The organism is Pseudomonas sp. Mb7 (assembly GCF_054790525.1).
The window spans coordinates 2228997-2254033 of the sequence record NZ_CP186501.1; the positions used below are offsets into that span (position 1 = coordinate 2228997).

General features: G+C 57.9%; 26 protein-coding genes and 2 tRNA genes. 12 read left to right on the forward strand and 16 right to left on the reverse strand.

The features are described 5' to 3' along the window. The first annotated feature begins 25 nt into the window (after window positions 1–25). From ACOYXH_RS10250 to ACOYXH_RS10265, 4 genes are all read left to right on the forward strand, one after another. Entirely contained in the window at window positions 26–1180 is a 1155-nt protein-coding gene (locus ACOYXH_RS10250; protein WP_460410868.1) for a radical SAM/SPASM domain-containing protein, read from the forward strand. A 110-nt stretch (window positions 1181–1290) separates the two neighbouring features. After that, complete coding sequence (locus tag ACOYXH_RS10255) at window positions 1291–2316, forward strand: GlxA family transcriptional regulator (RefSeq protein WP_220558793.1); 1026 nt, start codon at window positions 1291–1293, stop codon at window positions 2314–2316. 476 nt (window positions 2317–2792) lie between these two features. Beyond that, on the forward strand, window positions 2793–3158 hold the full coding sequence (locus ACOYXH_RS10260) for a DUF6124 family protein (RefSeq protein WP_460064384.1): 366 nt from the start codon (window positions 2793–2795) through the stop codon (window positions 3156–3158). Between the two features lie 118 nt (window positions 3159–3276). Beyond that, window positions 3277–3633, forward strand: a complete 357-nt coding sequence (locus ACOYXH_RS10265) for a DUF6124 family protein (RefSeq protein WP_099759009.1) — start codon at window positions 3277–3279, stop codon at window positions 3631–3633. A 204-nt stretch (window positions 3634–3837) separates the two neighbouring features. Here the strand turns inward: ACOYXH_RS10265 and ACOYXH_RS10270 are convergent, their stop codons facing one another. Continuing rightward, window positions 3838–4866 (reverse strand): alpha/beta fold hydrolase, encoded by a 1029-nt coding sequence (locus ACOYXH_RS10270; protein ID WP_460410637.1) that lies wholly within the window; start codon window positions 4864–4866, stop codon window positions 3838–3840. Between the two features lie 319 nt (window positions 4867–5185). Between ACOYXH_RS10270 and ACOYXH_RS10275 the strand changes: the two genes are divergently transcribed. Beyond that, window positions 5186–5260 (forward strand) — tRNA-Gln (locus ACOYXH_RS10275). A 113-nt stretch (window positions 5261–5373) separates the two neighbouring features. Here the strand turns inward: ACOYXH_RS10275 and ACOYXH_RS10280 are convergent. From ACOYXH_RS10280 to gstA, 3 genes are all read right to left on the reverse strand, one after another. Further along, window positions 5374–7362, reverse strand: coding sequence for a peptidase U32 family protein (locus ACOYXH_RS10280; protein ID WP_460410638.1), 1989 nt, complete (start codon window positions 7360–7362; stop codon window positions 5374–5376). Window positions 7363–7566: 204 nt separating this feature from the next. Beyond that, window positions 7567–7947 carry a RidA family protein gene (locus ACOYXH_RS10285; RefSeq protein WP_095050673.1) on the reverse strand — a complete coding sequence of 127 codons (381 nt, stop codon included), beginning with the start codon at window positions 7945–7947 and terminating at the stop codon, window positions 7567–7569. A gap of 86 nt (window positions 7948–8033) precedes the next feature. Then, a complete protein-coding gene (gstA, locus tag ACOYXH_RS10290; RefSeq protein ID WP_460410639.1) occupies window positions 8034–8645 on the reverse strand; it encodes a glutathione transferase GstA in 612 nt (203 codons plus the stop codon). Window positions 8646–8752: 107 nt separating this feature from the next. Here gstA and ACOYXH_RS10295 point away from each other — a divergent pair, with 107 nt between their 5' ends. Together ACOYXH_RS10295 and ACOYXH_RS10300 are read left to right on the forward strand one after the other, a co-directional pair. Beyond that, the gene (locus tag ACOYXH_RS10295) at window positions 8753–9652 is read left to right on the forward strand and encodes a transcriptional regulator GcvA (protein WP_460410640.1); all 900 of its coding nucleotides are present in this window, start codon (window positions 8753–8755) and stop codon (window positions 9650–9652) included. Between the two features lie 123 nt (window positions 9653–9775). Beyond that, window positions 9776–10189, forward strand: a complete 414-nt coding sequence (locus ACOYXH_RS10300; protein ID WP_460064393.1) for a cupin domain-containing protein — start codon at window positions 9776–9778, stop codon at window positions 10187–10189. Between the two features lie 2 nt (window positions 10190–10191). Here ACOYXH_RS10300 and ACOYXH_RS10305 read toward each other — a convergent pair whose 3' ends face one another. The 4 genes from ACOYXH_RS10305 to ACOYXH_RS10320 form a co-directional block, all read right to left on the reverse strand. Next, complete coding sequence (locus tag ACOYXH_RS10305) at window positions 10192–10362, reverse strand: hypothetical protein (RefSeq protein ID WP_177409290.1); 171 nt, start codon at window positions 10360–10362, stop codon at window positions 10192–10194. Between the two features lie 68 nt (window positions 10363–10430). Then, window positions 10431–10640: a hypothetical protein gene (locus ACOYXH_RS10310; RefSeq protein ID WP_095050677.1), complete on the reverse strand. Its 210-nt coding sequence runs from the start codon at window positions 10638–10640 to the stop codon at window positions 10431–10433. Continuing rightward, window positions 10615–11826 carry an MFS transporter gene (locus tag ACOYXH_RS10315; protein ID WP_460410641.1) on the reverse strand — a complete coding sequence of 404 codons (1212 nt, stop codon included), beginning with the start codon at window positions 11824–11826 and terminating at the stop codon, window positions 10615–10617. Before ACOYXH_RS10315 ends, ACOYXH_RS10310 begins: the two co-directional genes overlap by 26 nt. A 48-nt stretch (window positions 11827–11874) precedes the next feature. Then, the gene (locus tag ACOYXH_RS10320) at window positions 11875–12054 is read right to left on the reverse strand and encodes an ectoine synthase (RefSeq protein ID WP_258709799.1); all 180 of its coding nucleotides are present in this window, start codon (window positions 12052–12054) and stop codon (window positions 11875–11877) included. 263 nt (window positions 12055–12317) lie between these two features. Between ACOYXH_RS10320 and ACOYXH_RS10325 the strand changes: the two genes are divergently transcribed. Beyond that, window positions 12318–13772, forward strand: coding sequence for a TrkH family potassium uptake protein (locus tag ACOYXH_RS10325; protein ID WP_460410642.1), 1455 nt, complete (start codon window positions 12318–12320; stop codon window positions 13770–13772). A gap of 211 nt (window positions 13773–13983) precedes the next feature. Here the strand turns inward: ACOYXH_RS10325 and ACOYXH_RS10330 are convergent, their stop codons facing one another. Further along, the gene (locus ACOYXH_RS10330; RefSeq protein ID WP_460410643.1) at window positions 13984–14991 is read right to left on the reverse strand and encodes a zinc-dependent alcohol dehydrogenase family protein; all 1008 of its coding nucleotides are present in this window, start codon (window positions 14989–14991) and stop codon (window positions 13984–13986) included. Between the two features lie 108 nt (window positions 14992–15099). On the opposite strand from ACOYXH_RS10330, the gene ACOYXH_RS10335 reads away from it, so the two are divergent. Then, window positions 15100–15981, forward strand: coding sequence for a LysR family transcriptional regulator (locus ACOYXH_RS10335; protein WP_258709802.1), 882 nt, complete (start codon window positions 15100–15102; stop codon window positions 15979–15981). 239 nt (window positions 15982–16220) lie between these two features. Here ACOYXH_RS10335 and ACOYXH_RS10340 read toward each other — a convergent pair. Next, a tRNA-Ser gene (locus ACOYXH_RS10340) sits at window positions 16221–16308 on the reverse strand. Between the two features lie 122 nt (window positions 16309–16430). On the opposite strand from ACOYXH_RS10340, the gene ACOYXH_RS10345 reads away from it, so the two are divergent. Next, window positions 16431–17102 (forward strand): Bax inhibitor-1/YccA family protein, encoded by a 672-nt coding sequence (locus ACOYXH_RS10345; protein ID WP_007915443.1) that lies wholly within the window; start codon window positions 16431–16433, stop codon window positions 17100–17102. A 405-nt stretch (window positions 17103–17507) separates the two neighbouring features. Continuing rightward, complete coding sequence (locus tag ACOYXH_RS10350) at window positions 17508–18863, forward strand: hypothetical protein (RefSeq protein WP_220558801.1); 1356 nt, start codon at window positions 17508–17510, stop codon at window positions 18861–18863. Between the two features lie 42 nt (window positions 18864–18905). Here the strand turns inward: ACOYXH_RS10350 and ACOYXH_RS10355 are convergent, their stop codons facing one another. Then, window positions 18906–19223 (reverse strand): YceK/YidQ family lipoprotein, encoded by a 318-nt coding sequence (locus ACOYXH_RS10355; protein WP_095126568.1) that lies wholly within the window; start codon window positions 19221–19223, stop codon window positions 18906–18908. Window positions 19224–19280: 57 nt separating this feature from the next. After that, on the reverse strand, window positions 19281–19718 hold the full coding sequence (locus ACOYXH_RS10360) for an Lrp/AsnC family transcriptional regulator (RefSeq protein ID WP_095126569.1): 438 nt from the start codon (window positions 19716–19718) through the stop codon (window positions 19281–19283). A 136-nt stretch (window positions 19719–19854) separates the two neighbouring features. On the opposite strand from ACOYXH_RS10360, the gene ACOYXH_RS10365 reads away from it, so the two are divergent. Continuing rightward, on the forward strand, window positions 19855–20748 hold the full coding sequence (locus tag ACOYXH_RS10365; protein ID WP_460410645.1) for a DMT family transporter: 894 nt from the start codon (window positions 19855–19857) through the stop codon (window positions 20746–20748). A 3-nt stretch (window positions 20749–20751) separates the two neighbouring features. On the opposite strand, the gene ACOYXH_RS10370 is transcribed toward ACOYXH_RS10365, so the two are convergent. From ACOYXH_RS10370 to ACOYXH_RS10385, 4 genes are all read right to left on the reverse strand, one after another. Then, window positions 20752–21792: an FUSC family protein gene (locus tag ACOYXH_RS10370; RefSeq protein WP_177409294.1), complete on the reverse strand. Its 1041-nt coding sequence runs from the start codon at window positions 21790–21792 to the stop codon at window positions 20752–20754. 61 nt (window positions 21793–21853) lie between these two features. Continuing rightward, window positions 21854–22813 carry an HlyD family secretion protein gene (locus tag ACOYXH_RS10375; RefSeq protein WP_095050690.1) on the reverse strand — a complete coding sequence of 320 codons (960 nt, stop codon included), beginning with the start codon at window positions 22811–22813 and terminating at the stop codon, window positions 21854–21856. A 5-nt stretch (window positions 22814–22818) separates the two neighbouring features. Continuing rightward, a complete protein-coding gene (locus ACOYXH_RS10380) occupies window positions 22819–23169 on the reverse strand; it encodes a DUF3302 domain-containing protein (RefSeq protein WP_095050691.1) in 351 nt (116 codons plus the stop codon). 130 nt (window positions 23170–23299) lie between these two features. Continuing rightward, window positions 23300–24925: an NADP-dependent glyceraldehyde-3-phosphate dehydrogenase gene (locus ACOYXH_RS10385; protein WP_460410646.1), complete on the reverse strand. Its 1626-nt coding sequence runs from the start codon at window positions 24923–24925 to the stop codon at window positions 23300–23302. Between the last annotated feature and the right edge of the window lie 112 nt (window positions 24926–25037).

Sequence of the window (25037 nt, forward strand, 5' to 3'; positions counted from 1 at the left end):
GTCAAGGAGCTTCACCCGCATGAATATGTACATCGATATCGTCGGTGCGTGCAATCTGAGCTGCCCGTCTTGCCCAATGGGCAACTCGGAAAATCTCAATTTCAAAAAAGCCATGCAGCTCGACATGTTCAAGCAGATTGTCGATAAGGCCAAGACAGAGGGCGTCGACACGATCTACCTCTATAACTGGACCGAGCCGCTGATTCATCCAAAAATTGGCGAATTTATCGAGATCATTAATGCTGCCGGCATGGGCAGCGGTATCAGCACCAACCTTAATCTCGCCAAGAATATGGAAAAGGCCCTGATGGCCGAGCCGAGTTACTTCCGTATTTCGCTCTCGGGTTTTTACCAGGAGACCTACGAAAAGGGCCATGTCGGCGGCGATATCGAAGTTGTAAAACAAAACATGATCGCCCTGCAGGAGATCAAACAGCGCTTGGGTCTGAGGACCCGTGTGGATGTTTACTATCACCGTTACCTGGATAACATCGAAGAAGAATCACTGATGCGCGCGTTCAGTGAGCGTCTTGGCTTCATCTTCACAACCGGGTATTCGGTGATGATGCCGCTGGAGAAGACACTGGCCATTGTCGAGCGTGACCCGTCTGTCACGGCTACGGACATTGACACCCTGAAACGCCTCGCATTGCCGCCGTACGAGGATCTTGTCAACGTCATCCAGCAATTTCCCAAGATGGCGTGCACGCTCAAGGATGACTGGCTGGTCATCGACTGCAATGGCAATACGGTGCTTTGCTGCACGATCTTCAATCAGACCGAGTATCAGGTTGGCAAGTACCTCGACATGCCGCTTGAAGAACTGACGCGGCGTAAATCGACGCAGAAAAACTGTGTCGACATGTGCGACCGCTGCGCCAATAAAGGCCTGCATATCTACTCGATGCATCCCAATCAGGGTGTGCTGGAGCGGCACGCGGTGAATCGCATCATCGATTTCGAGCACTTCGCCAGCCAGGGTCTCACGGTGGACAGCGAGCGTCTCGGGCGTGCGGGCGAAGTCAGCGCAGAAAACTTTGATGAAGCCCAGTACCTTCGATTGAATGACGATGTCAGGATCGCGATTTCCCAGGGATCGTTCTCCAGCGGCTATCAGCACTACTTGCTGTGTGGGCGTCTCGAGGGGCGTTTAGGCGCCGGGGTTTTCTCGGCTGTTTGAGTCAGAGATGGATTGGCGGACAACCCCCCCACTGAAACTGTTCGCCATTCACCGGCGTGATTGACTCTTTGACCGATCAAGCCAACTATCGGCGCACAACAACATGACCGATGGACCACAACTTGATCGAACGACGCCAATTCAGCGGAGGCATGAAGGGGAAAAACCTCCGCTATCTGAATGAGCAAAGCGCGGATGAAACGCGCATGACCCGCACCGGTTTTCTGCTGCTCGAACACTTTTCGCTACCGGCGTTTACCCAAGCACTGGACACCGTTGTCACCACCAACCTGCTGCGTCCGGGGCTGTTTTCCTCGCGCACGTTTGGTTTGGGCGACGGCGAAGTCATCAGTGATCTGGGGCTGGTCATCCGCCCTGACGCACGTCTGGATTCAGCCGCGCTTCAGCAACTGGATCTGCTGGTGGTGTGTGGCGGGTATCGCACCGAGTTGCGGGCGAGTGAGGAGTTTATTCATTTGCTTCAGGTTGCAGCGGAGCGGGGCATCAGCCTCGCCGGGTTGTGGAACGGTTCGTGGTTTCTCGGCCGCGCCGGGCTGCTCGATGGCTACCGTTGCGCGATCCACCCGGAGCACCGCCCGGCGCTGACTGAAATCGCCAAAACCACCCACGTCAGCAGTGAGCCTTACGTGATCGACCGCGACCGGCTCACGGCATCGAGTCCGTCCGGCGCTTTCCACATGGCATTGGACTGGATCAAGAGTCTGCACGGCAAAGCCCTGGTCGAAGGGATCGAAGACATCCTCGCCTTCGAGGAATCGCGTTACCGGCGCATCAAACCAGACGAGAACATCTGCGTCAGTGCGCCGTTGCGTGAAGTGGTGAAGCTGATGGATGCCAATCTGGAAGAGCCGCTGGAGCTGGAGCAACTGGCGGTGTATGCCGGCCGTTCTCGTCGGCAGTTGGAGCGCTTGTTCAAGGAGCAACTGGGCACCACGCCGCAGCGCTATTACCTGGAACTGCGCATCACCGAAGCGCGACGTTTGCTGCAACATACGGAGCTGTCACAAGTGGAAGTGCTAGTCGCATGCGGCTTCGTCTCGCCGAGTCATTTCAGCAAATGCTACAGCTCATATTTCGGCTACAGACCTTCCAAAGAAAAACGCCTGGTCAAATAACCCAAGCCGTCACCCACCTGAGTTCACCTCGGTATCCCACGTCGGCGTACCTCCCCCAAACAGCCGGTCAGTTCCCTCTCCCTTTGGGAGAGGGCTAGGGTGAGGGGCTTTTAAACGCTATCACCCACGCACGTTTAACTTACACGCACTGTTACGCCATAACGGCTACAACACCTTGCGCCGTTGCCTACGCGTACGCCAGAATCCGCCGGCTTACGCGCCTTGAGGCGGGCTGTATCGTTTCCCTGTCACTGCAAAACAGTGATCGGGTTTGGTAGCCCGTTTTCTAAGCGTTATGCGCCGCTATATGCAGTCTCTTTTCGGGGCTCGGTTTTTTATGGTGGCCATGCGTGGGGCTCCTTCGGGAGCGCCGGGGTTTACTCGCTTAGACCGGTCTACCAACCTGCGCAATGGTCACCACCTCGTTTGGTAGCGTGAGTGATGGCTCCTTATTTTTTGCTAAGCGAGTGTCATCTATGTTCAAAATTACGCCAAACCCGCCAGAAACCGATCCAATCCCCTACGACGCCGCGCTCGAACCTCAAAACATCAAAGAGGCCACCGACCGTGCGATCAATTTCTACCTCAACCCCTCCGCGCTGAAGACCTCAATACCCACCCGCAAAACCGGCAAGATCTACCTCATCGACCCCACAGTGGATAACGAAACCCTGCTCGTCGAAGCCACTGAAACCTTGTCCTCCGCCACTGACATGGCCCGAGATCTCGCCGATTCGATTGACTCTTCACAGCGCAAAAAGATGCTGATCCTGCAACAGGTGATCATGCTCAGTGAACTGGTGGTCGGCCGAGTTCTGGACAACCAGCGCTTGCCGCACTAGTCGCGGAGCAGATGGGTGAGGGGGCTCGCTCCCTCATTGCACAGAAGCGTCCGTAATCGCGGCGCTTCACGCCTTCTATCAAAGAGCCGCCAACGGTTCTTGTCTGGAGTTTCAGCTGATGTCCCAGCCACCCGAACCACCGGTCACTGACCTGATATCGCCGTACGCCTCGCCCAATTCAAGAAAGCTCCACGAAGCGGCAGAGCGTGCACTCGACCATTACCTGTTGCCTGCCGCGATCATGGCCACACCCTATACGCCCAATGCTCTGTTCATGGCCAACCCGCAAGCAGACACGGAGTCGCTGCTGACCAATGCTTGCGGGTCGTTGGCGTCCGCCTCGGTGATGCTCGGCAATTTTGCCGGAATGCTGGAGGGCGCAAATCGTCATACCCTGCTGGGTATTGCGCAAGTGGTCATGTTGGGGGAGTTGGCGGTGAACAAGGCGCTGGATCTGGTTGTGCCAACCGAGTGATCGCGCACGTTAGTCGGGGTTGAGGGTGTCTGGTCGGGCGTGATCGCGAGCAGGCTCACTCCTACATTTGAAATGCGTTCCCCCTGTAGGAGTGAGCCTGCTCGCGATGGCGTCCGTTCAGGCAAAGCATCTGCAAAACGTGACCATCCCTCCACCCTCAAATAATCAAGCAGTCAGCCTGAGCGGCTGACTGCTTTTTTGTTTCTACAGGTGATCCGCATCAATCACAGCCTTGGCAAACGCCTGCGGATCTTCCTGCGGCAAGTTGTGCCCGATCCCGCCATTGATCAAGCGGAACTGATACTTGCCGGTAAAACGCTTGGCGTAATCCTCCGGCGCCGGGTGCGGCGCGCCGTTGGCATCGCCTTCGAGGGTAATGGTCGGCACGTTGATCGACGGCGCGGTAGCGAGCTTCTGTTCCAGCGCGGCGTATTTCGCTTCACCCTGCACCAGGCCTAAACGCCAGCGGTAGTTGAACACGGTGATGTCGACGTGATCGGGGTTCTCCAGCGCTTTGGCACTGCGATCGAACGTGGCGTCGTCAAATTTCCACTGCGGCGAGGCCAGTTGCCAGATCAGCTTGGCAAAGTCGTGAGTGTTTTTCTCGTAACCGGCACGACCACGGTCGGTAGCGAAGTAGAACTGATACCACCACTGCAATTCAGCCTTGGGCGGCAGCGGGTTTTGCCCGGCGGCCTGATTGCCGATCAGATAACCGCTGACCGAAACCAATGCCTTCACGCGTTCCGGCCACAGCGCCGAAACGATGTCCGCCGAACGCGCGCCCCAGTCATAACCACCGAGCACCGCTTGTTTGATCTTCAGCGCATCCATGAAGTCGATGACATCACTGGCCAGCGCCGCTGGTTGACCGTTGCGCAGGGTGTCTTTGGAGAGGAACTGCGTATCGCCATAACCGCGCGCATACGGCATCAACACCCGATAACCCTTGGCCGCGAGCAGCGGCGCGACTTCATCGTAGCTGTGAATGTCGTAGGGCCAGCCGTGCAACAGGATCACCACCGGGCCATTCGCGGGGCCGGTTTCGGCGTAGGCGACGTCGAGCACGCCGGCCTTCACATGCTTGAGCGGGCCGAAGGGCGAGGGCGCGGAATAGCTGACGGCGGCCGGTTCAGTGGTTTGCGCCTGAGCGCTGCCAAAAGCGCCGAGCAGCGCCACAGCCAGAATCGACAAGCCGAATGCAGTTTTGCGGGTGTGCAGTGCCATCTTCATGGTGACGTCTCCTTTGCGAGCCTTTGGCCAAGGGTTCTGAATGAACACCTGAAACCTTGAGTGCATTTGAGCGCGGAGACGTATCTGGCCTGTGTCGAAGAACGGCTTCGTTGAAAGTCGATGTGTCGCGGTGGGGTTCGTACACAGTGTGATACACGGCGGCGAAACCGACTCCCCCTGGACCTGATTCAGGCCAAAATAATAAGTCGCTGTTTTAAAACAAAAAATATTTCACTTCGCGCTTCCCAAAGCCAAAAAACCTTGGTAAATTGCGCCCCGTTCTCACAGCGAACCTAACGAAGTAGCTGGAAAGAGCAGTAGGGGCGTCGCCAAGCGGTAAGGCAGCAGGTTTTGATCCTGCCATGCGTTGGTTCGAATCCAGCCGCCCCTGCCATATTCGAAAAAACGCCAACTTCGCAAGAAGTTGGCGTTTTTTTATGCCTGCGATTTGGCCCGGTGGTGTAGGGCAGGCGTGCGCGGCGCCGAAGCACCGCGCACGTCATCCACTCAGTGCGGTGCGCGCTGGATGGTTTTCATCAGGTCTTCGGGGCTGATGTGGCCGACCACGCTGCCCGGTTGCGGCAGGTTGAGGATGTGGCCTTTCATCTTGCCGATGATGTGCATTTCGCACGGCTTGCAATCGAACTTCAGCGTCAGCACTTCATCACCGTGGATCAACTGCATCGGTGCGACTTTGGTGCGTACGCCGGTCACGCCTTTGGCCTGTTTCGGGCACAGGTTGAAGGAGAAACGCAGGCAGTGCTTGGTGATCATCACCGGCACTTCGCCCGGTTCTTCGTGAGCCTCGTACGCGGCGTCGATCAGCTTCACGCCGTGACGGTGATAGAAATCGCGCGCCTTTTGGTTGTAAACGTTGGCGAGGAACGTCAGGTGCGAATCCGGATACACCGGCGGCGGGCTGGTTTCAGCCTTGCGGCTACCACGCGGGTGCGCAGCGACACGGGCGGCAGTCAGGGCTTCGATCACTTCACGACGCAGGGACTTGAGCTGCGAGTTGGGGATGAAGAACGCCTGTGGCGCATCCAGTTTGATGTCGGTGGCGTGGTACTGCGTGGTGCCGAGCTGGCCGAGCAGATCGCGCAATTGCTCCAGCGCTTGCTCAGGCTTGTTGGCCACGCCGAACGGACCGGCGAGGGTGACGCTGGCGCTGATGCCTTCTTCACTGGTGGCGGTGACTTCCAGCTGCTCTTCACGCAGGCGTGCGACCCAGCTCAGGGCCACGCGACGCTCCGAAGAGGTCTTCTGCAGTGCCTGTTGCCAGTTGTGATCGAGGTTGCGATTCAACGGGTGGTTCGGGCGCAGCTTGTACAGGCCTTCCGGCATTTCGTTCGGTTCGACGCGGTAGCGGTAGCGCTTCTCGCCGTCTTCTTCGAACTCGCCTTTGGCTTCGGCGATGTTGGCGCGGAAACCGACCACTTCGCGTTTGACCAGCACGTTCAAACCATCGCCGTTGGACAGCGGCTCTTGGGTGACAACCTGCATGTCGCGTTTGCCGACTTTCTCGACGGTGCCAACCGGCAGACCGGTGAAGGTCGGCGAGTCGAAAGCGCCAATGTCGATCTTGCGATCGGTGACGAAGTAGTCGGTGCTGCCACGGTGGAAGGTTTTTTCCGGGTCAGGCAGGAAGAAGTGTGCGGTGCGACCGCTGGAGGCGCGGGCCAGGTCCGGGCGATCTTCGAGCACGTCGTCGAGGCGCTGGCGGTAATAGGCGGTGATGTTCTTCACGTAGCCCATGTCCTTGTAGCGACCTTCGATCTTGAACGAACGCACGCCAGCCTCGACCAGAGCACGAATGTTGGCGCTCTGGTTGTTGTCTTTCATCGACAGCAGGTGTTTTTCGTAGGCGATCACGCCACCCTTTTCATCTTTGAGGGTGTACGGCAAACGGCAGGCCTGCGAGCAGTCGCCACGGTTGGCGCTGCGCCCGGTCTGCGCGTGAGAGATGTTGCACTGGCCGGAGAAAGCCACGCACAACGCGCCATGGATGAAGAACTCGATGGCGGCGTCGGTTTCGTCGGCGATCGCGCGGATTTCTTGCAGGTTCAGCTCACGGGCCAACACCAGTTGCGAGAAACCGGCCTGATCGAGGAACTTCGCCCGCTCAAGGGTGCGGATGTCGGTCTGGGTCGAGGCGTGCAGCTCGATCGGTGGAATGTCCAGCTCCATCACGCCCAGATCCTGAACGATCAGCGCGTCGACACCGGCGTCGTACAACTGATGGATCAGCTTGCGGGCCGGCTCCAGTTCGTTGTCGTGCAGGATGGTGTTGATGGTGGTGAAAATTCGCGCGTGATACTTGCGGGCGAATTCCACCAGCTCGGCGATTTCGCTGACTTCGTTGCAGGCGTTGTGGCGCGCGCCGAAGCTCGGGCCGCCGATGTACACGGCGTCGGCGCCGTGCAGGATCGCCTCACGGGCGATGGCGACATCGCGGGCAGGGCTGAGCAATTCCAGGTGATGCTTGGGCAAGGACATAGTTTTTTTAGTCAGGCTGTCACGGTTAGGCGCGCATTCTACCCGTGAAACGCGCGCCCGGCACGCCTGTGCTGCCCGATGGTGAACTTCCACTCCGGACCTGTAGGAGCTGCGGCACGCTGCGATCTTTTGATCTTGAAGCTCAGATCAAAAGATCGCAGCCTCGTTTCACTCGACAGCTCCTACAGGGGCTGGGGTGGTGTGTCAGGCCTTGGCCGCCATCGCGGTGACTTCTACGCGCATGCCTTCAACGGCCAGCGACGCCACACCTACTGCCGCACGCACCGGCCAAGGCTTGGCGAAGAAACGCTTGTAAACCTCGTTGAACGCGGCGCGATCAGCCATGTCGGTGAGGTAAATGGTCAGGTGCATCACCCGATCCATCGAGCTGCCGGCACGTTCCAGCGCAACTTTCAGCGCTTGCAGGGTGCATTCGCTTTGCGCGGTGATATCGCCCAGTTCCAGACTGCCGTCGGCACGGGTTGGAATCTGGGTGGAAACCATGATGCCGTTGAATGTGGCGACGTCCGAGGAAATCGAGTCGGCGTCCGGATCGGGAGTGAAGGTGATGTCTTGGTTAGCCATGCTGATCCTTTGATTGAGCGAGTGAAGATGGCCGCAGTTTACAGATACAGCGTCGACATGGCCCGCTCCGTGGCAACAGAGGCCGGTCAGACCGGCTGCGTCGCGGCTTCCGCCGCGATGGCTGCAAGAACGCAGGGGCGGGCGCCGATGCGCTGCATGTAGCTGGCAAGTGCCGGCCAGTCCTGTATGTCGATGGCAAAGGTCGGCAGCCACTTCAGCACGATGAACAGATAAGCATCGGCGACGCCGAATCTGCTCATCAGATAGTCCCGAGCCGACAGTTGCTGATTCAGGTAGTCGAGGCGCTTGAACAGTGTGTGGCGGAAAATCGTTTTGACCGATTCCGGGATCTGCGCATTGAACAGCGGTGCACTGCCCCCGTGAATTTCCGTACTGATGAAGTTCAGATGTTCCTGCAAGCGCGTGCGCTCCCATGAACCCAAGGGTGGCGCCAGCGTGTTGCCGGGCACCTGATCGAGCAGAAACTGCAGGATCGCCGGCCCTTCCGTCAGTACCTCGCCGTTATCCAGAACCAGCGCTGCAACGTAGCCCTTCGGATTGATCTCGCGAAAGTCATGGCCATCGGCGGTGCGTTTACTCTGGTTGTTGACGCGAACCAGTTCGAACGGCAAACCCAGTTCTCGCAGCACAATGTGCGGGGAAAGCGAACAGGTCATGGGCGCAAAATACAGTTTCATGGCACTTCCTTGCTGAGAGAGAGCGCCAGATTCCATTGCCGAAGCGGCTTTCGCAAAGGTCATTTACGGTGCTAGCGTATGACAAAATCTCATGAGCACTCAGAACCATGACGGTCCGACTTCCCTCGCTGAATGGCTTGCGCGCCTTTGAAGCGGTCGCCAGGCACATGAGCTTCACCAAGGCTGCCGAAGAACTCAATGTCACCCAGACCGCTGTCAGTCACCAGATTCGCCGACTCGAAGCCGAGCTGGGCGGGCCACTGTTTTTGCGGCTCAACGAGGGGTTGGTGCTGAGCGAGGACGGGCACGCCTATTTGCCGGGTGTGCGTGCAGCGTTTCATGAACTGCGGTATTCGACTGAGCAGTTGCTCGCGTCTCGCGATAAAAGCGTGCTGACGATCAGTACGCTGGTGTCGTTTGCATCGAAGTGGTTGTTGCCGCGTTTGCCGTCCTTTCAGCAGGTGTTTCCCGCTATCGATGTGCGAATCAGTGCGGCCACTGAGCTGGTCGACTTTCGCAAGGGCACGATTGATGCGGCGATCCGTTATGGGCGCGGCGACTGGAAGGGGGTGTGTGGCGATTTTCTGATGTCCGATGATATTTTCCCGGTATGCAGTCCGGCATTGGCGAAGACGTTGCGAACGCCCGCAGACCTGGCCAATCACGCATTGCTGCAAGTCAGTGGCGCGACGGCCGGTGACTGGAGCGCCTGGTTGCGTGCCGCAGGCCAACCGCCGCAACTTGCAGAAGGCCCGCGCCTGACCTTTGACCTAGCGATGATGGCGGTACAGGCAGCGGTTGACGGGCAGGGTGTGTGCATTGGCCGTTCAACCTATGTCGAGGACGATCTGCGGGCCGGCCGTCTGGTGGCTCCCTTCGATCTGCGCCTTGAGGATGAACTCGGCTTTTATCTGGTAGCGCCCCATGAAACGGCGCAATCGAAGAAGATCGTGGCGTTCAGGACATGGCTGTTGGCACTGTCACCGGGCAAAGACACTTTTGTATAAGCGTGTATCAAGTTGCCGCGCAGACACACGCGAACAATAAACCCGGGGTTTACGACACATCAGCCATACACGCGACGCCCAAAGTAGCGGTCACACCACCACTGCGTTTGAGAGGGCAACATCATGCATCGTCCATTGTTACTGGCCAGCGCTGCGCTACTCGCTTCAATGATCGGCATCGTCGACGCGGCTGACGCGCCAGCCAAAAGCTGGCAACAAGGTTTGAGCCGGACCGATCTGGTGCGCGAGGACCTCGGCGCTGCCGAGCGCGAAGTGATTCAGGCGCGAGTCGATTTCGAACCGGGCGTGACTTCGCCTAGGCATGCACACCCGGGTGTCGAGGTCGCTTACGTGATCAGCGGCACGTTCGAATATCAACTGGAGGGCAGGGCGCCGGTGACGTTGAAGGCGGGGGATTCGCTGTTCATTCCTGAAGGCGTAGCGCATGTGGCGCGCAATGTCGGTCAGGACAAAGGTTCGGAGCTGGCGACTTACATCGTTAAAAAGGGCGAGCCGTTGCTGATTCTCAAACCGTAGAGCTAACGCGCCGGGCCGTTATAAATCATATGCAGTATCAGCAATTCTGCAAAAGCGACCACCATGCAAAATCGGACAAACCCCGCCGTGAAGACTCGGCGGGGTTTTTCGTAGGTGAAGTCGAAACCGAATAGCAGCAACAAAATGCCGAAGAAGGTTTTTATCGCGCGCATCTGTCTTCATCCTTGGCCCGGCCAATTGGGCACAGCTGATTCATAACATTGGTTCTAGGCACGGCTTCTTAATGAAGCGTCACAATCCGACGACTCTCGCCAATCCTGATTCTGTCCAGCGCCCGGTTCAACGCATCGAGCGCATCGAGCAGGGCTTTGGCCTCGGCCTCTCGACCTTCGCCCCAGAGGCGCTCGGCCATTTTGTTCAACGCCTGGATCGAACGCTCGATGTCTGCGGCGGTGGTTTTGTGTTCAGGGGCCGGTGGTTTCTTCGGCATTCAGGGTTCCTCTGCTGACGGCAAACCACCATACCGCTGCGGCGCCCAACAGCATAGTCAGCACGGCCAGAATCAGGATCACTCCTTGTGTGCCCACGCTTGTGGCCAGCAGCGCCACCAGCAAACCCGCCAAGGGTTGCGAGAGGTTATTGAGCAAGGTGATCACGCCCACGGTTTTGCCGAAATCCTTGGCCGGAATCACCCGCTGGCGGATGCTGCGCATGTAGATGTTGAACATCTTGTCGAAGCCGACGATCAGCAGGAAACCCACCACATAGCCGGCCAGATTCGGACTCAGTGCACTGATGAGGGCGCCAGCGGCGATCATCGAGTAAGCGAGCCCGCCCAGTAACCGCTGCGGGATTTCAACCCGGGCGAGGAAGAATAGAATCACGATGGTGGTGACCGCGCCGGCAGCCTGCAGTCCGGCATACGCATCTTTGCCGGCACTGAACTCGCCGATCACCATCGCCGCTGACGTCGCCAGAGTGACGCCGACGATCAGGTTGACCCCTACGGCCAGCAGAATGATTTTTTTCAGCTCCGGCAGTTCACGTATATGCCCGAAAGCGATACGCAGCGGTTGCAGCCAGATGTCTTGATGCTGCTCGAACACTTCCAGAGTGATACGGCTGAGGCGTTGCCAGACCAGCATGCTCAGGTCCGCCAGCAGGAAGAGCCCGGCGACCCACAGCACCACCCAATGCCAGGCCCAGATTTCCAACAAAAGCGCAGCCACCAGTGGCCCGAGAACCAGCCCGGTCTGATCGGCGATCTGCGAATAGGACAAGGTCTTGGTGTAGCTGTAGTGTTGGAAAATGTGTGGCATCAGCACCTCGCGGGCCATGATGCCCTGGGTGGTCAGCACGCCACATAGCGCCGACAGCACGACGACCCAGGCGATACCGCCGAAGAGGGCAAACATTGCCACCGCGATCAGGCACAGCAGGGCCCGGTAAACCTGGCTGATGTGCAGGATGCGGATGGGCGAAAACTTGTCACACAAGGCTCCGCACAGCGGAAACGCGAGAAACCGCGGCAGCGATTCGACGAAAAACGCCAGACCTGCCCAGGAGGCGCTGTTGGTGGTCTGGAATACCACCAATGGAACGATGAACAGCAGGATCTGATCTGCCAGCCGCGACAGAAACAGCGAGGTGAAAAAGGCCAGGTAGTCCTTGCGCAATGTGAAGCTCCCTTTTGTCGACGGTCTGGCCGTTTGGCCAGCCATGCTTCAGTACGCCGAACCTTGGCTATCGTTGCGATTGTGCCGCTCGTCCCCGCGCAGGTAATGACGGTCGGGCTGTTCGAGTCCATAAACATCACCCGGGCGAATCGGGAAGACATTCCCTTGCATGTCTTCGACTTCCCCGGCAATGCAATAGCATGCCTCCAGATGATTGCGATAGTGCAACAGCGATCCAGGTCGCGGTGTGCGGCGATGGCCTGGACATCGCGGCAGTGACGCTGCAGCGGATTGGCGGCGACCAGCTCCGAGTCGCTCCACCAGACGGCGCACCACCTGCACGCCCTGTTGCGAAGGGCTGAAATTGACACATGGCTACCCTTTGACTCACGCAACCTGGCTGATTGCAGGAAAAAATTTTACGGAGAATTTACGGAGTCTTCAGGGTGGGAATCCGATACTGCGCGGTGCTAATTTGGAACGTTATTGTGATGTCTCTCGCAGCAATTCGGCTTATCGGCTTCATCTTAGGTATTTTTTTGATCACCCTGGCGGTAAGCATGGCTATCCCCATGATCACGCTGGTGGTCTATGAGCGTAGCGACGATCTGTCGGCCTTCCTCTGGGCGAGTCTGATTACCTTCATCTGTGGTCTGCTGTTGATCGTGCGAGGGCGTCCGGATACCGGCAATCTTCGACCGAGGGACATGTACTTGCTGACTACCGCAAGCTGGGTCGTTGTGTGTTCCTTCGCAGCTTTACCAATGGTTTTCATCAGCGATATCAGCTACACCGATGCATTCTTTGAAACGATGTCGGGCATCACAACCACTGGCTCGACTGTACTCACCGGTCTGGATAGCTCATCTCCCGGCTTACTGATCTGGCGTTCCATGCTGCATTGGTTAGGTGGCATCGGTTTTATTGGCATGGCTGTGGCAATTCTTCCACTCTTGCGAGTCGGCGGCATGCGTCTTTTCCAGACAGAGTCCTCGGACTGGTCGGAGAAAGTGACACCACGTTCTCATGTTGCAGCCAAGTACATTCTTTTGCTCTATCTGGGCCTGACGAGTATCGGCACTTTGTCGCTCTGGCTCGCAGGAATGACGCCATTTGAAGCGGTCAACCACGCAATGTCGTTGATCTCTACCGGCGGGTTCTCAACTTCGGACGCCTCCCTTGGGAATTGGAAGCAACCAGCAATTCACTGGATTGCGGTAGGCATCATGATTCTGGGTAGCCTGCCATTCACCTTGTACGTCGCAACATGTCGGGGTAATCGGCGTGCACTGATCAAGGATCACCAGGTACGCGGGTTTATTGGATTCTTGCTCGTCACGTCGTTGGCTGTAGGTACCTGGCTGTATTTTCACAGCGACTACGGATGGTGGGATGCGTTTCGTGTCGTGGCGGTTAATGTGACCTCGGTCGTCACGACCACTGGAGTTGCGGTTGGCGACTACACCTTGTGGGGCAGCTTCGCTGTTTTGCTGTTTTTCTATTTGACCTTCGTCGGGGGCTGTTCCGGCTCAACGGCAGGCGGGCTAAAAATCTTCCGTTTTCAGGTGGCTGCCGCTCTTCTTGTCAGCAGCTTGAAGCAGTTGATCCATCCTCGCGCCGTGATTCAGAAAAAATACAACGGCCATGCCATCGACGAGGAGATCGTACGCTCGCTGTTGACCTTCTCGTTTTTTTTCACCATCACGATTGCCGCCATCGCTTTGGGTCTGGCTCTAATTGGGCTTGACTGGATAACTGCATTGAGCGGTGCCGCTACGGCGGTGTGTAACGTCGGGCCCGGTTTGGGCACAATCATTGGGCCGGCAGGTAATTTCTCATCACTGCCGGATGCGGCCAAATGGCTACTCACTGTTGGCATGCTTCTGGGCAGGCTGGAAATCCTGACCGTGTTGGTGCTCATAACCCCGGTTTTCTGGAGATATTGACCCAGCCAGTCGCGGGCTGAGACCACTCGCTACGTGAGCCACGCAAACCAGCTTGCCAATCCTCACACGACGGGCGGCCTGTACTTCTATAGCAAGATTTAGTTGTCGTATGGATCGCCGGTATTGGCCGAAAGTAGTCACTCGTGAACGGCAGCAATCAGCCATAAGCGGACGCTTCTGGCCGATTGCGTTTTCGAGTGATTACAAGGGGCTATGCACTCACAAACTGGATTACCGTCTTGCCCTTGCCCTTGCCGCGGCCTTCGGCGACTTGGCGAAATGCCTCGTTGACGTCTGACAGCGCAAAGTGCTGTTGATCCACGCGGATCGTCAGTTGACCCGCATTGGCCAGCGCGGCGGCCTCGCGCAGGATCGCGCCGTGGTGTTCGCGCCCTTTGCCGGTGAGCAGCGGCGCCAGGGTGAAGACGCCTGAGTAGGTTGCACTTTTGAACGACAACGGTGCCAGGCTGTGCTGGCCCCAACCCAGGCAACTCAACACATGCCCGGTATAGGCTTTCACCGCTTTGAATGAAGCATCCAGCGTGCTGCCGCCGACAGTGTCGTAGACAATGTCGAACCCTTCACCCGCTGTGTAGTGCTCGACATAATCCTCAAGGCTCTGTGCCTGATAGTCGATCGCCGTAGCCCCCAGCGAGCGTATGAAGTCGAGACTACCCGCTGAACCGGTGGCGTAGACATCGGCACCGCGAGCCTTGGCAAGTTGCACAGCTACTTGGCCTACACCACCCGCGCCGCCGTGAATCAGCACTCGCTGACCGGTGCGGACATTGGCGCGATCGACCAGACCTTCCCACGCGGTAATGAACACCAAAGGCAATGCGGCCGCCTCACGCATGCTGAGGGTGTGTGGCTTGACAGCGATCAGCCTGGCATCCACGGCGATATACTCGGCCATAGTGCCTTGGGCACCACCGATCCCGCCGGGCATGCCGAAGACTTCCTGGCCTATGGTGAATTCCTCGACCGCTTCGCCCAGTCCAACGACCGTACCGGCGAGATCAAGGCCAAGCACTGCCGGCAGTGCTTGGCGGGCATGAGTCCCTGCGCCGGCGGCAATTTTGGTATCGAGCGGATTGACTCCTGCTGCGTGAACCTTGACCAGTACTTGCCCCGTACCGGGAACAGGGAGATCGATGTGACGGATGGCCAGAGGGGACTGAGCGGACTCGGCGATAGCGGCAAGCATGGAATGATTCATGACGGGAACCTGTGTTGGAGTGGACGCTTACAGATTGCCGCGCTTTAATCATTCCGATAAGAAACGTAATTTGCATATGACTTATTCCACAAAGAGAACTAATCGTCGATGGATCTGTTCGACAGCATGCACATCTTTGTTCGCGTCGTGGAGCGCGGGTCGTTTTCGGCGGTAGCCCGTGAGCTGAACATGGGGCAGCCGGCAGTGAGTAAGCAAGTACGCGCGCTGGAGCAGTATCTGGGTGGGCCATTGTTCGCACGCAGCACCCGGCACCTGGCCCTGACCGACCAAGGTCAACGCTTCTACGACCATTGCCAGGAAATTCTCAGCCACATCGAAACTGCCACGCGTAGCTTTACCAGTGGGCAGGAGCAGATCGCTGGCCCGTTACGAGTCGCCGCCCCGGTCAGTTATGGAAGGTTATGCATCGCGCCGCTCATAGGGACTTTCCTGCAACGCCATCCTGATGTTCGGATTGACCTACGGCTGAGTGACCACAATGAAGACCTGCTCAAAGAAAATATCGATCTGGCTATCCGCATTGGCATGGTGAAGAGCGAGGGATTAGTGGCACTGCCACTGGGCAATAGTCCGCGCCGTGTCTATGCCGCGCCCAGCTATCTGGATCTACACGGCGTGCCACGTGAGCCCAACGAACTGTCAGGTCACAACTGCATCGGCTTCACGTTGCTGGAGCATTACGACCGCTGGCACTTTACGCACATCGCCCAAGAGCTGGATGTAAGTATCCAGGGCAACGTCACGAGTAACAGCAGCGAAGCCATCCGCGAAATGGTTCTTTCCGGCTTGGGTATTTCCCTCTCTCCTGAATGGCTGTTCACCGCTGACGTCGAGCAGGGCAAAGTGAGTACCGTACTCAACAACTATCAGACCAGCGCGTTGCCTGTCAGCGCCGTGCTCAGTCGTGAGCGGCGACGTTCAGCGCGGACGATGGCGTTCATCGATTTTCTACGTGAGCATTTATTGTAGAAGCGCTTTGTCATACGCCGCGCGCTTCTGGCCGAAAGCTGCCTACTGACCGCAGTCAATGCAACCAACGCGCTCTGTGTGGTGTGATTTGACTAGCGCCAACGTCGTGATGTCAGAAGGGTAGGGGTTGCGGAAATGGCTGAAAAGATGCGGAAACGATACAGAAAGGGAGAGGCAAAATTCCCGAATCCCAGAAACGACAAAGCCCTGAATAATCAGGGCTTTGGCGGTACCAAATATGGCGGAGGCGATGGGATTCGAACTCATGGACCTGTTACAGTCGACGGTTTTCAAGACCGTTGCCTTAAACCACTCGGCCACACCTCCGTTGCGTTGCGGGCGCCATAATACCTGAATGAAACACACTGTCAAACTCTCTGCATGGCTTGTTACAGAGCGTCTGTTATGATCTTTGCGACTGAACGTTTCAAACCAACAGGAGTGTCGCCATGCGCGAACAGGATTACGCAGTTAATAACAGCGTGCAGGCTGAGCAGCTAGAGGTTAGCCGCGTCCTGCGCAACACTTACGGCCTACTGGCTCTGACCCTCGCATTCAGCGGCGTCATGGCTTTCGTTGCCCAGCAGATGCGTGTTGGCTACCCGAACATTTTCGTGGTGCTGATCGGCTTCTACGGGCTGTTCTTCCTCACCAACAAACTCCGTGATTCCGCGTGGGGCCTGGTGTCCGCTTTTGCGTTGACCGGTTTCATGGGTTTCCTGCTCGGCCCGATCCTCAACCGTTACCTGGGTATGCAGGGCGGCGCTGAAGTGGTCAGCTCGGCGTTCGCGATGACTGCGCTAGTGTTTGGTGGTCTGTCGGCCTACGTGCTGATTACCCGCAAGGACATGAGCTTCCTCGGTGGTTTCATCACCGCTGGTTTCTTCGTGTTGCTGGGTGCGACGCTGGCGAGCTTCTTCTTCCAGGTCAGCGGCCTGCAACTGGCGATCAGCGCAGGTTTCGTGCTGTTCTCGTCGGTGTGCATCCTGTTCCAGACCAGCGCCATCATCCACGGCGGCGAGCGCAACTACATCATGGCGACCATCAGCCTGTATGTATCGATCTACAACCTGTTCATCAGCCTGTTGCAGATCTTCGGCATCATGAGCCGCGACGACTGATCATTAGTCGTTTCAACAAAAAACCCGCTTCGGCGGGTTTTTTGTTGCTCGCCGAAAAGCGTAGTGGCCTTTTACATACAAAATGATCTGAAAATAGTGGCGTCTTTTTGGAAATCACCTACACCTAATTACCAAGGAAGAGCAGTAGCCTGATCGACAGGAGTCGGTAACCAGCACCCCTCGTGTAATTCCTGCGTCCCTCGCATTCACTTCCCTTGCTGTTGATCGCCAGGCCATTTGGTCGAGAGCGACTGTATTCGTTCGTCCAGTGAAAACCGGGAGGTGAACCACGCCAAATGCCATGCACCGTGACCGTATCCCGGCGAACGACCGGGGCCCTGATACCAGAAAAAAATAATGGAGGCCCTGCCATTGCAGGCGTTGTCCCAATCAAGGAGATCATCGATGAACCAGCCCCAAGGAAAACTGGCTGTACTGGCCGTCACCACCGCGCTGTTCAGCGCGTCAACCTTCGCCGGCGTCTATCCTGACTTCGGCTATCAGCCACCTTCCAGCCAATACTCTGGCCCACTGTTTGAGTTGAGCCAGAATTACCCGGCCACAGCGCCGAAAGTACCGCTACCCGGTTTTTTCAAGAATCTACCGACCAAGCCAGATAACAATTTTGAGACTTGGCGTGCGTACATGGAGGAAGTCAAAACCTATTGCCTTGATGGCAACGTCGAGGCTGATTGGTACGTGCAGAACAATAAAAAACGCCAGTGGTATCACATGCCGTGGCAGCACTACGGCCCGCTGGGACGCGAAGGGATTCACGGCCTGACCAAAGAGGCGCAGATCCAGGTCAAGCAACTCGCCGCCACGCAGACCGCTACTGGCCAGACATACGCGGTGGGCATCTATAACGACATCGGTGCCTATACCATCGGAGAGGTCTGGAAAGACCCGAACAACCCTGATCCGAAATACACATCGGCGCCCAACAGCTTCCCCGACGGCACCGTAGTCTGCAAAGCCCTGTTCGCCGATATCGATCGCAGCACCGTGCCGTTCCTGGTGAACCCGGTGTTGTGGAAGGGCTACGTCACCGAGACGTTCACCTCGGCCAATCGCAAGGTCAAGGATGTCGCCTTGATCCAGATGGACATCGCCGTGCGCGATAAGCGCATGAGCGCCACCGGCTGGATCTTCGGCACTTTTCAGTACAACGGCGCGAAAACCGGCAAGCCGGGCTGGGACAACCTCGTCCCGGTAGGGATCATGTGGGGCAACGATCCGGAAGAAACTGGCAACGACTTCACCAACCCGCAACCGACGCAAACCAAGATCAATCCCGCGCTGCAACAGACGGCGATCAACGCCAAGACCCAGGAATTGCCACCCACCCATCTGGGCTGGAACGGTCGCCTCAATGGCCCGGTGGACAACCCCAACAGTTCCTGCCTGAGCTGCCATGCGACCGCCGAAACGCCGCAAGTGGCGATCATGAATCCAACGTTCCAGGCCAATGCGCCGAAGCCGGGTTCGCCTGAATGGATGAAGTGGTTCCAGAACATTCCGGCCGGCCATGCTTTCACGCCGGGCACTCAAAGCACTGACTACAGCCTGCAGTTGTCCGGCGGCCTGGTGAATTACTTCGAGTGGAAATGCGACATGAGCGGCATCTACGCCGACGGCAAGAACGCGTGCAGCAAAGCGTCGGACATGAAACTGAAAATGCTCAATTCCACCAATAACGCCACGCCGCAGCCGTTGCAGAAAGTCATTCGTGACCCGAGCCTGCAGCAACTGCTGGAGTAAGAAGCGCAAAGCCTGCGCACGTTTCGGCGTGCGCAGGCTTTTTCAGTTGATCACGATGCTGCCGTCAGTCTGCTGTTTGTAAATGGTGTAAGGCAACAACAACGTGTCGAGCACCCCGGACGCCACAGCATCAATCGCCCAGCCGGGCAGGGCGGCGTTGTATTTGTTACCCTCGTCTATCGGCGCATGCAGACTGCAGAAGTCATACATCACGCCGCTGTAGATTCTCGGCACCGCCCCGCAATAGGATTTGTTCGATCTCAAATCGTCCACGGCGACCTGGTCGTCGCGCATGACCGTTTGCACTGTCCCGCAACCACTCAACACTAATGCGCTTAGCATCATTGCCTGAACTTTCATACCGCCAATCCTTCGTCGGAAAAACCTCAATCTACGTCAAACGTGTTGAAAAAGCACTTAGGCCATCGGTGGCAAACGGCGCTTGACCGGCGTCTTCTTGACGATCGCAGTATTGGTTTCCGCAAGGGTATTGAGGCGGTCGAGCAGGGTGTCCAGTTGTTCCATCGAGCGCACATGCAGGCGAGCGATGAAGCAGTCCTCGCCGGTGACCTTGTCGCACTCGGTGAACTCGGGAATCGCCAGAATCTGCCGCTCCACCTCCTGCAGTTGTCCCGGCAGCGGCCGAACCCGGACGATAGCCTGCAACTGATAGCCGAAACACTTCGGATCGATCTCCACGGTGTAGCCCCTGAGCACGCCGCGTTCCTCCAGCCGGCGCAAGCGTTCGGCCACACTCGGCGACGACAAGCCGCTGATCTGCGCCAGCGCCTTGAGCGAACGCCGCGAATCCTCCATCAATGCGCCGATGAGGATCTGATCAATGTCATCAGTCATAAAAACTCCAGTATTAGGCGATTGATGAAAACCACCCGCGATAAAAAAGGCAGATTACGAGTTTAGCCTGCTTTTTGCTCTGGAGCGCCGCCGGGACGCCTTGGCATACTTTGTTCAATTGTTGAGGAGATTGATGATGGACAAGACCCTGCGGCGCGGCTCATTCGAAATGACCGCCGCCATGCTGATATCCGGGACGATCGGCTGGTTCGTGCTGGTCTCCGGGCAACCGGTGCTCGACGTGGTGTTCTGGCGCTGCGTGTTCGGCGCCGGCACCTTGTTGTTGATCTGCGCGGTATTCGGCTTCCTGCGCCCGGGCATTCTGACCCGAACCACCTTCCTGCTTGCAGTGCTCAGCGGGATGGCGATTGTCGGTAACTGGGTGTTGTTGTTTGCCTCCTATTCAAGGGCTTCGATTGCCATCGGCACGGCGGTGTACAACGTGCAGCCGTTCATGCTGGTCGGTTTGGCGGCGCTGTTTCTTGGCGAGAAAATCACCTTGCAAAAGCTGTTCTGGCTGGCGATTTCGTTCATGGGCATGTTGGCGATTGTCAGTGCCCATGGCACCCAGAGTGAAAGCGGCAATGACTATCTGATGGGCATTGCGCTGGCCTTGGGTGCGGCGTTTCTCTATGCGATTGCCGCGTTGATCATCAAGCGCCTGACCGGCACGCCACCGCATTTGATCGCGCTGATTCAAGTCTGCACCGGGGTTCTGTTGCTGGCGCCATTTGCGCATTTCAGCGCATTGCCGCATGAGCCGAGTGCCTGGGCCAGCCTGGTCACATTGGGCATCGTCCACACCGGTCTGATGTATGTGTTGCTGTACGGCGCCATCCAGAAATTGCCGACCGCATTGACCGGTGCACTGTCGTTCATCTACCCGATCGCGGCGATCTTCGTCGACTGGTTCGCGTTCGGCCATCGTCTGGAAACCCTGCAGTGGATCGGTGTCGCGGCGATCCTGTTGGCCGCCGCCGGCATGCAGCAAGGTTGGGGACTGAAAGCGCGGCGACTGGCCGCGCAGTAACCTTCAAATGTTCCAGCGCGGCGCGGTTTTCGCCAGGCGCTGGCGCATCTCGCCGATGTTCGCTGCCAGTTGCCGGGTCAACAGTCGGTAGCCATCCAGCGTGCTGTAAACCGGCGCATCGAGGTTGGCTTCCGGCAACTCGAGCGGCTTGTCCAGGCGTTGCGAAGCGCCGGTTTTCAGTGCCCGGGCCATGCCGATCAGTTGCACGCGAATCTGCCGGTGCTCGGCCTTCAGCGCTGATTGCAGATGCGCCATGGCTTCTGGGTCGTTGGCATCCGGTCGCGTGTTGCCAAGGATCTCCAGCGTGCTGATGCACATGCGCAAGTTGCGCTGGATCGCATCGAGTTCGGTCATGGACACCTTCACTTCCTTGGACACCGACGGCATCAGCGAGCGCAATTGCACCATCACCGCGCCGAGTCGGCCCATAAGTTTCAAATGCTCATCGGCGCTGACCGGTTGGCCGCTGATGATGCGTCCATACACCGTGGCGCAATCACGCAGGGCATCGGCGAGGTTGTAGCGCCACGAGTACACCGCGTACAGCGGCAGGGCGAAAGAGAAGGCCAGGGCGAGGGCGATGCCGATCAGAATATCGACCCCGCGCCATAAGCCGTCGGTGATCGGGTTGTCACCATGCCCGGCGACAATGAACACGGTGATCGCTGAGAGCAGGGCGGTATAACCCCCTTTGCCAATCGCGTGATAAGAGAAGAAACCACAGACCACTGCCATCGCAAAATACGTCAGCCACGGCATGCCGAGCCACGCCTGCTGCGCCACCAGCAGTAAACCGACGCCGGCGCCAATCAAGGTGCCGGTGGCGCGTTCGGCGGCTTTTTTGCCGATATTGCCGTGGTGCTGTAAACCGCCGATCACCACCAGCATGGTCACCGAGGCCCATTCACCGTGGGGCAGATTGATGCCGGTGGTCAGCAGGATCGTCGCCAGCAAGCCGAGGGCAACGCGCACCGCATGGATCAGCCGCGCGTGCCGGTAACGTCGATAAGGATCAAGCAACGGACGCAGGACACGGCGCAGCAAGGGCGGAAGTCGATGGGTGCTGTAAGTACTCAGTGCGGGCCTCTCGTGATTGGACTTCAGGTCAATGGAAAGGAAAAATGTAATTCATCCATGCTGCCATACGCAGGAGGATTTTGCGCATCGTGCCAATGTGATGGAAGTGTTGACTGTACAACGCGGCCTGCCCGTAAGCACCGCCCGGCATCAGCTTGCTGTACTGGGCGAAGGCCGGATCGGTGATTTCGATGATCACTGGCACACGCCCGGCCGGCGGTGAACCGGTATAGCCGATCAGGGTGCCGGAAGGTTGTACCTGACCTTCGGCAATCACCCCGATGACGTTTTTCACCCGGCCAGCGAACACCTTGCCGGGAATGCCATCGAACGCGACTTCTGCTTCATCGCCGACGGTCAGGCGCAACAGGCTGTTCTGGCGCATCCACGCGGCAAAGTATTGGCCCTCTTCTGGAATGAACACCATCGATGGACGCAGCGGCAACTTGCTCGCCATCATCCCCGGCCGTAACGAGACATGGGTAACGAACCCTTTGCTCGGTGCGCGGACGGTGGTGTTGTCCAGCTCGAACTGGGCGTTGTCCAGCTGCGCCTGCAGATCATCGGTGCGGGAGATGGCCGCATCCAATTCACGCTGGGTGCCGAAGTTGCGCCGGATCAGTTCAGTGATCCGGTAGCGATCGCCTTTGGCTGCGATCAATTGCGCCTTGAGGGATTTCACCCGGTTGGCAAACGGCGTGGGGTCGATGCGAAACAGCACGTCGCCTTTTTCCAGCGGCTCGTTACCCTTCACCGGCACGTCGATCACCTGGCCGCTGACGATGGGGATGACCGGCACGGAAACGAAGTAAGTGCGCGCCACCTCAGAGTAGGGATGGTTGTAGTTCATGGTGAAAATCAAGGCGCCGATCATCAGGATGCCGCCCAGTACGGCGGTGGGCACCGTCCATTTGTTCAGCGGGATACGGAAGATCTTGAACACTGCGACGCAAATCGCGGCGTAAGTCAGGATAAGGAGCAGATCCATGGTGTTCAGCCCTCCCGGTTGTTGGGAGCAGTGGCATTCAGCGCTTCGAGTCGTTCGAGGCGTCCTTGCAGTTCGACCACCTGTTGCTCCAGGCGAACGACATGGTTTTGCACGGATTTACCGTCACCGAAGCCCCAGCCGCGATCTTCTCGATAGGCCATCGCCCAGATCCAAAGGAAGGGCCAAAGCGCATGCAGCGTGAACAGACTGACCCAGCCAGTGGCATGGATCGCATCCTGATGCGGGTGGTTACGATGAACGGCAATCTCATAGGGGATGTCGTGCAACACGATGATCCCGTAAAACAGTACGAGCCCGGCAAACACCAAAACCCCTAGCGCAAAGTAATCCAGCATGGTCAAGCTCCCGGCATCCAGCACAGTGCTGGCATCAGTGTAGCCACTGATTTGCCGGGCGCTTGGCGACTTTGGATCAGAAGCGGTTGCCGTCGCCTTTTTGCTTATTCACGATCCGCGTGACAGTTGATCAAAAGATGTAGTCGGTGGTCAGGAAGCTCGAATCACGCCCGCGAATGATCTCGCTGATCAGATCCTTGTTGCTGTCCTGGAACTTGGTTGCCACCAGCGTACGGATCGAGAACACCCGCAACGCATCGTGCACCGACAGCGTACCTTCGGCGGAATTCTTGCGGCCGTTGAACGGGTAAGTGTCCGGCCCGCGCTGGCATTGCGCGTTGAGGTTGATCCGCCCGACCTGGTTGGCGAAGGTGTCGACCAGCCGGCCGACCGCCACCGGGTTGGTGCCGAAGATGCTCAACTGCTGGCCGAAGTCCGACTCCAGCACGTAGTCGATCACGGTATCGAGATGGCGGTACGGCACAATCGGCACCACCGGGCCGAACTGTTCTTCCTGATAGACGCGCATCTGCGGATTCACCGGATACAGCACTGCCGGGTAGAAGAACGACTCGCGGGATTCGCCGCCGTTGGGGTTGACCACTTCGGCACCCTTGGCGCGTGCGTCGGCCACCAAACCATGCAGATAATCGACCTTGCCCGACTCCGGCAGCGGCGTCAGCGACACGCCGCTGTCCCACGGCATGCCCGGTTTCAGCGTGGCCAGTTTAGCGTTGAATTTTTCGATGAAGCTATCGACCACATCCTCGTGCACGAAGAGGATTTTCAGCGCGGTGCAGCGCTGACCGTTGAACGACAGTGAGCCGGTGACCGCTTCGCTGACGGCGTTGTCGAGATCGACTTCCGGTAAAACGATCCCCGGATTTTTCGCATCCAGACCCAGCGCGGCGCGCAAACGGTGTGGTTTTGGGTGGAGTTTTTTCAGGTCGCTGGCGGCTTTGTTGGTGCCGATGAAGGCGAAGATGTCGATCTTGCCGCTGGCCATCAGCGCGCTGACGGTTTCGCGGCCACTGCCGTAAATCACGTTGATGACGCCGGTGGGAAAGCTGTCGCGGAAGGCTTCGAGCAACGGGCGGATCAGCAACACGCCGAGCTTGGCCGGTTTGAACACCACGGTGTTGCCCATGATCAGTGCCGGGATCAGCGTGGTGAAGGTTTCGTTCAGCGGATAGTTGTAAGGGCCCATGCACAAGGCGACGCCGAGCGGTACGCGGCGGATCTGCCCGAGGGTGTCCTGTTCCAGCTCGAAACGGCTGGAGCGGCGATCCAGTTCCTTGAGCGCATTAATGGTGTCGACGATGTAGTCGCAGGTGCGGTCGAACTCTTTTTCCGAGTCCTTGAGGTTCTTGCCGATTTCCCACATCAGCAGCTTCACCACCGCATCGCGCTGTTGGCGCATGCGGCCGAGGAAGGCTTCGACGTGCTGGATGCGCTCGGCTACGCGCATGGTCGGCCACAGGCCCTGGCCCCGGTCGTAGGCGCGCACGGCAGCGTCGAGGGCGGTGAGCGCGGTGTCGGCGTCCAGCAGCGGCGTGCTGCCGAGGATGACTTGTTCGTCGCCGTTATCGCCCTTCAGATAAACCGGACTGCACACCGTGGCGAGCGGGCCGTCCCAGCGGCGCAACTGGCCGTCGACCAGGTATTCGCGTTGCTCGACCTGAGCGTCGAGGCGGTATTTTTCCGGGATGTCGCTGACAGAAGGGAACAGGTTGCCAAGGATGTTTGCTGTGGTCATGTCGCTACCCCGTGTTGATGTCCGTATGCAGATCAAAAAGCCTTCACAGGTTATACGCCTGAATGCGCCGGAATTTAAACCCGCAAATGTCACCCGAATGTCACGCAAAGGC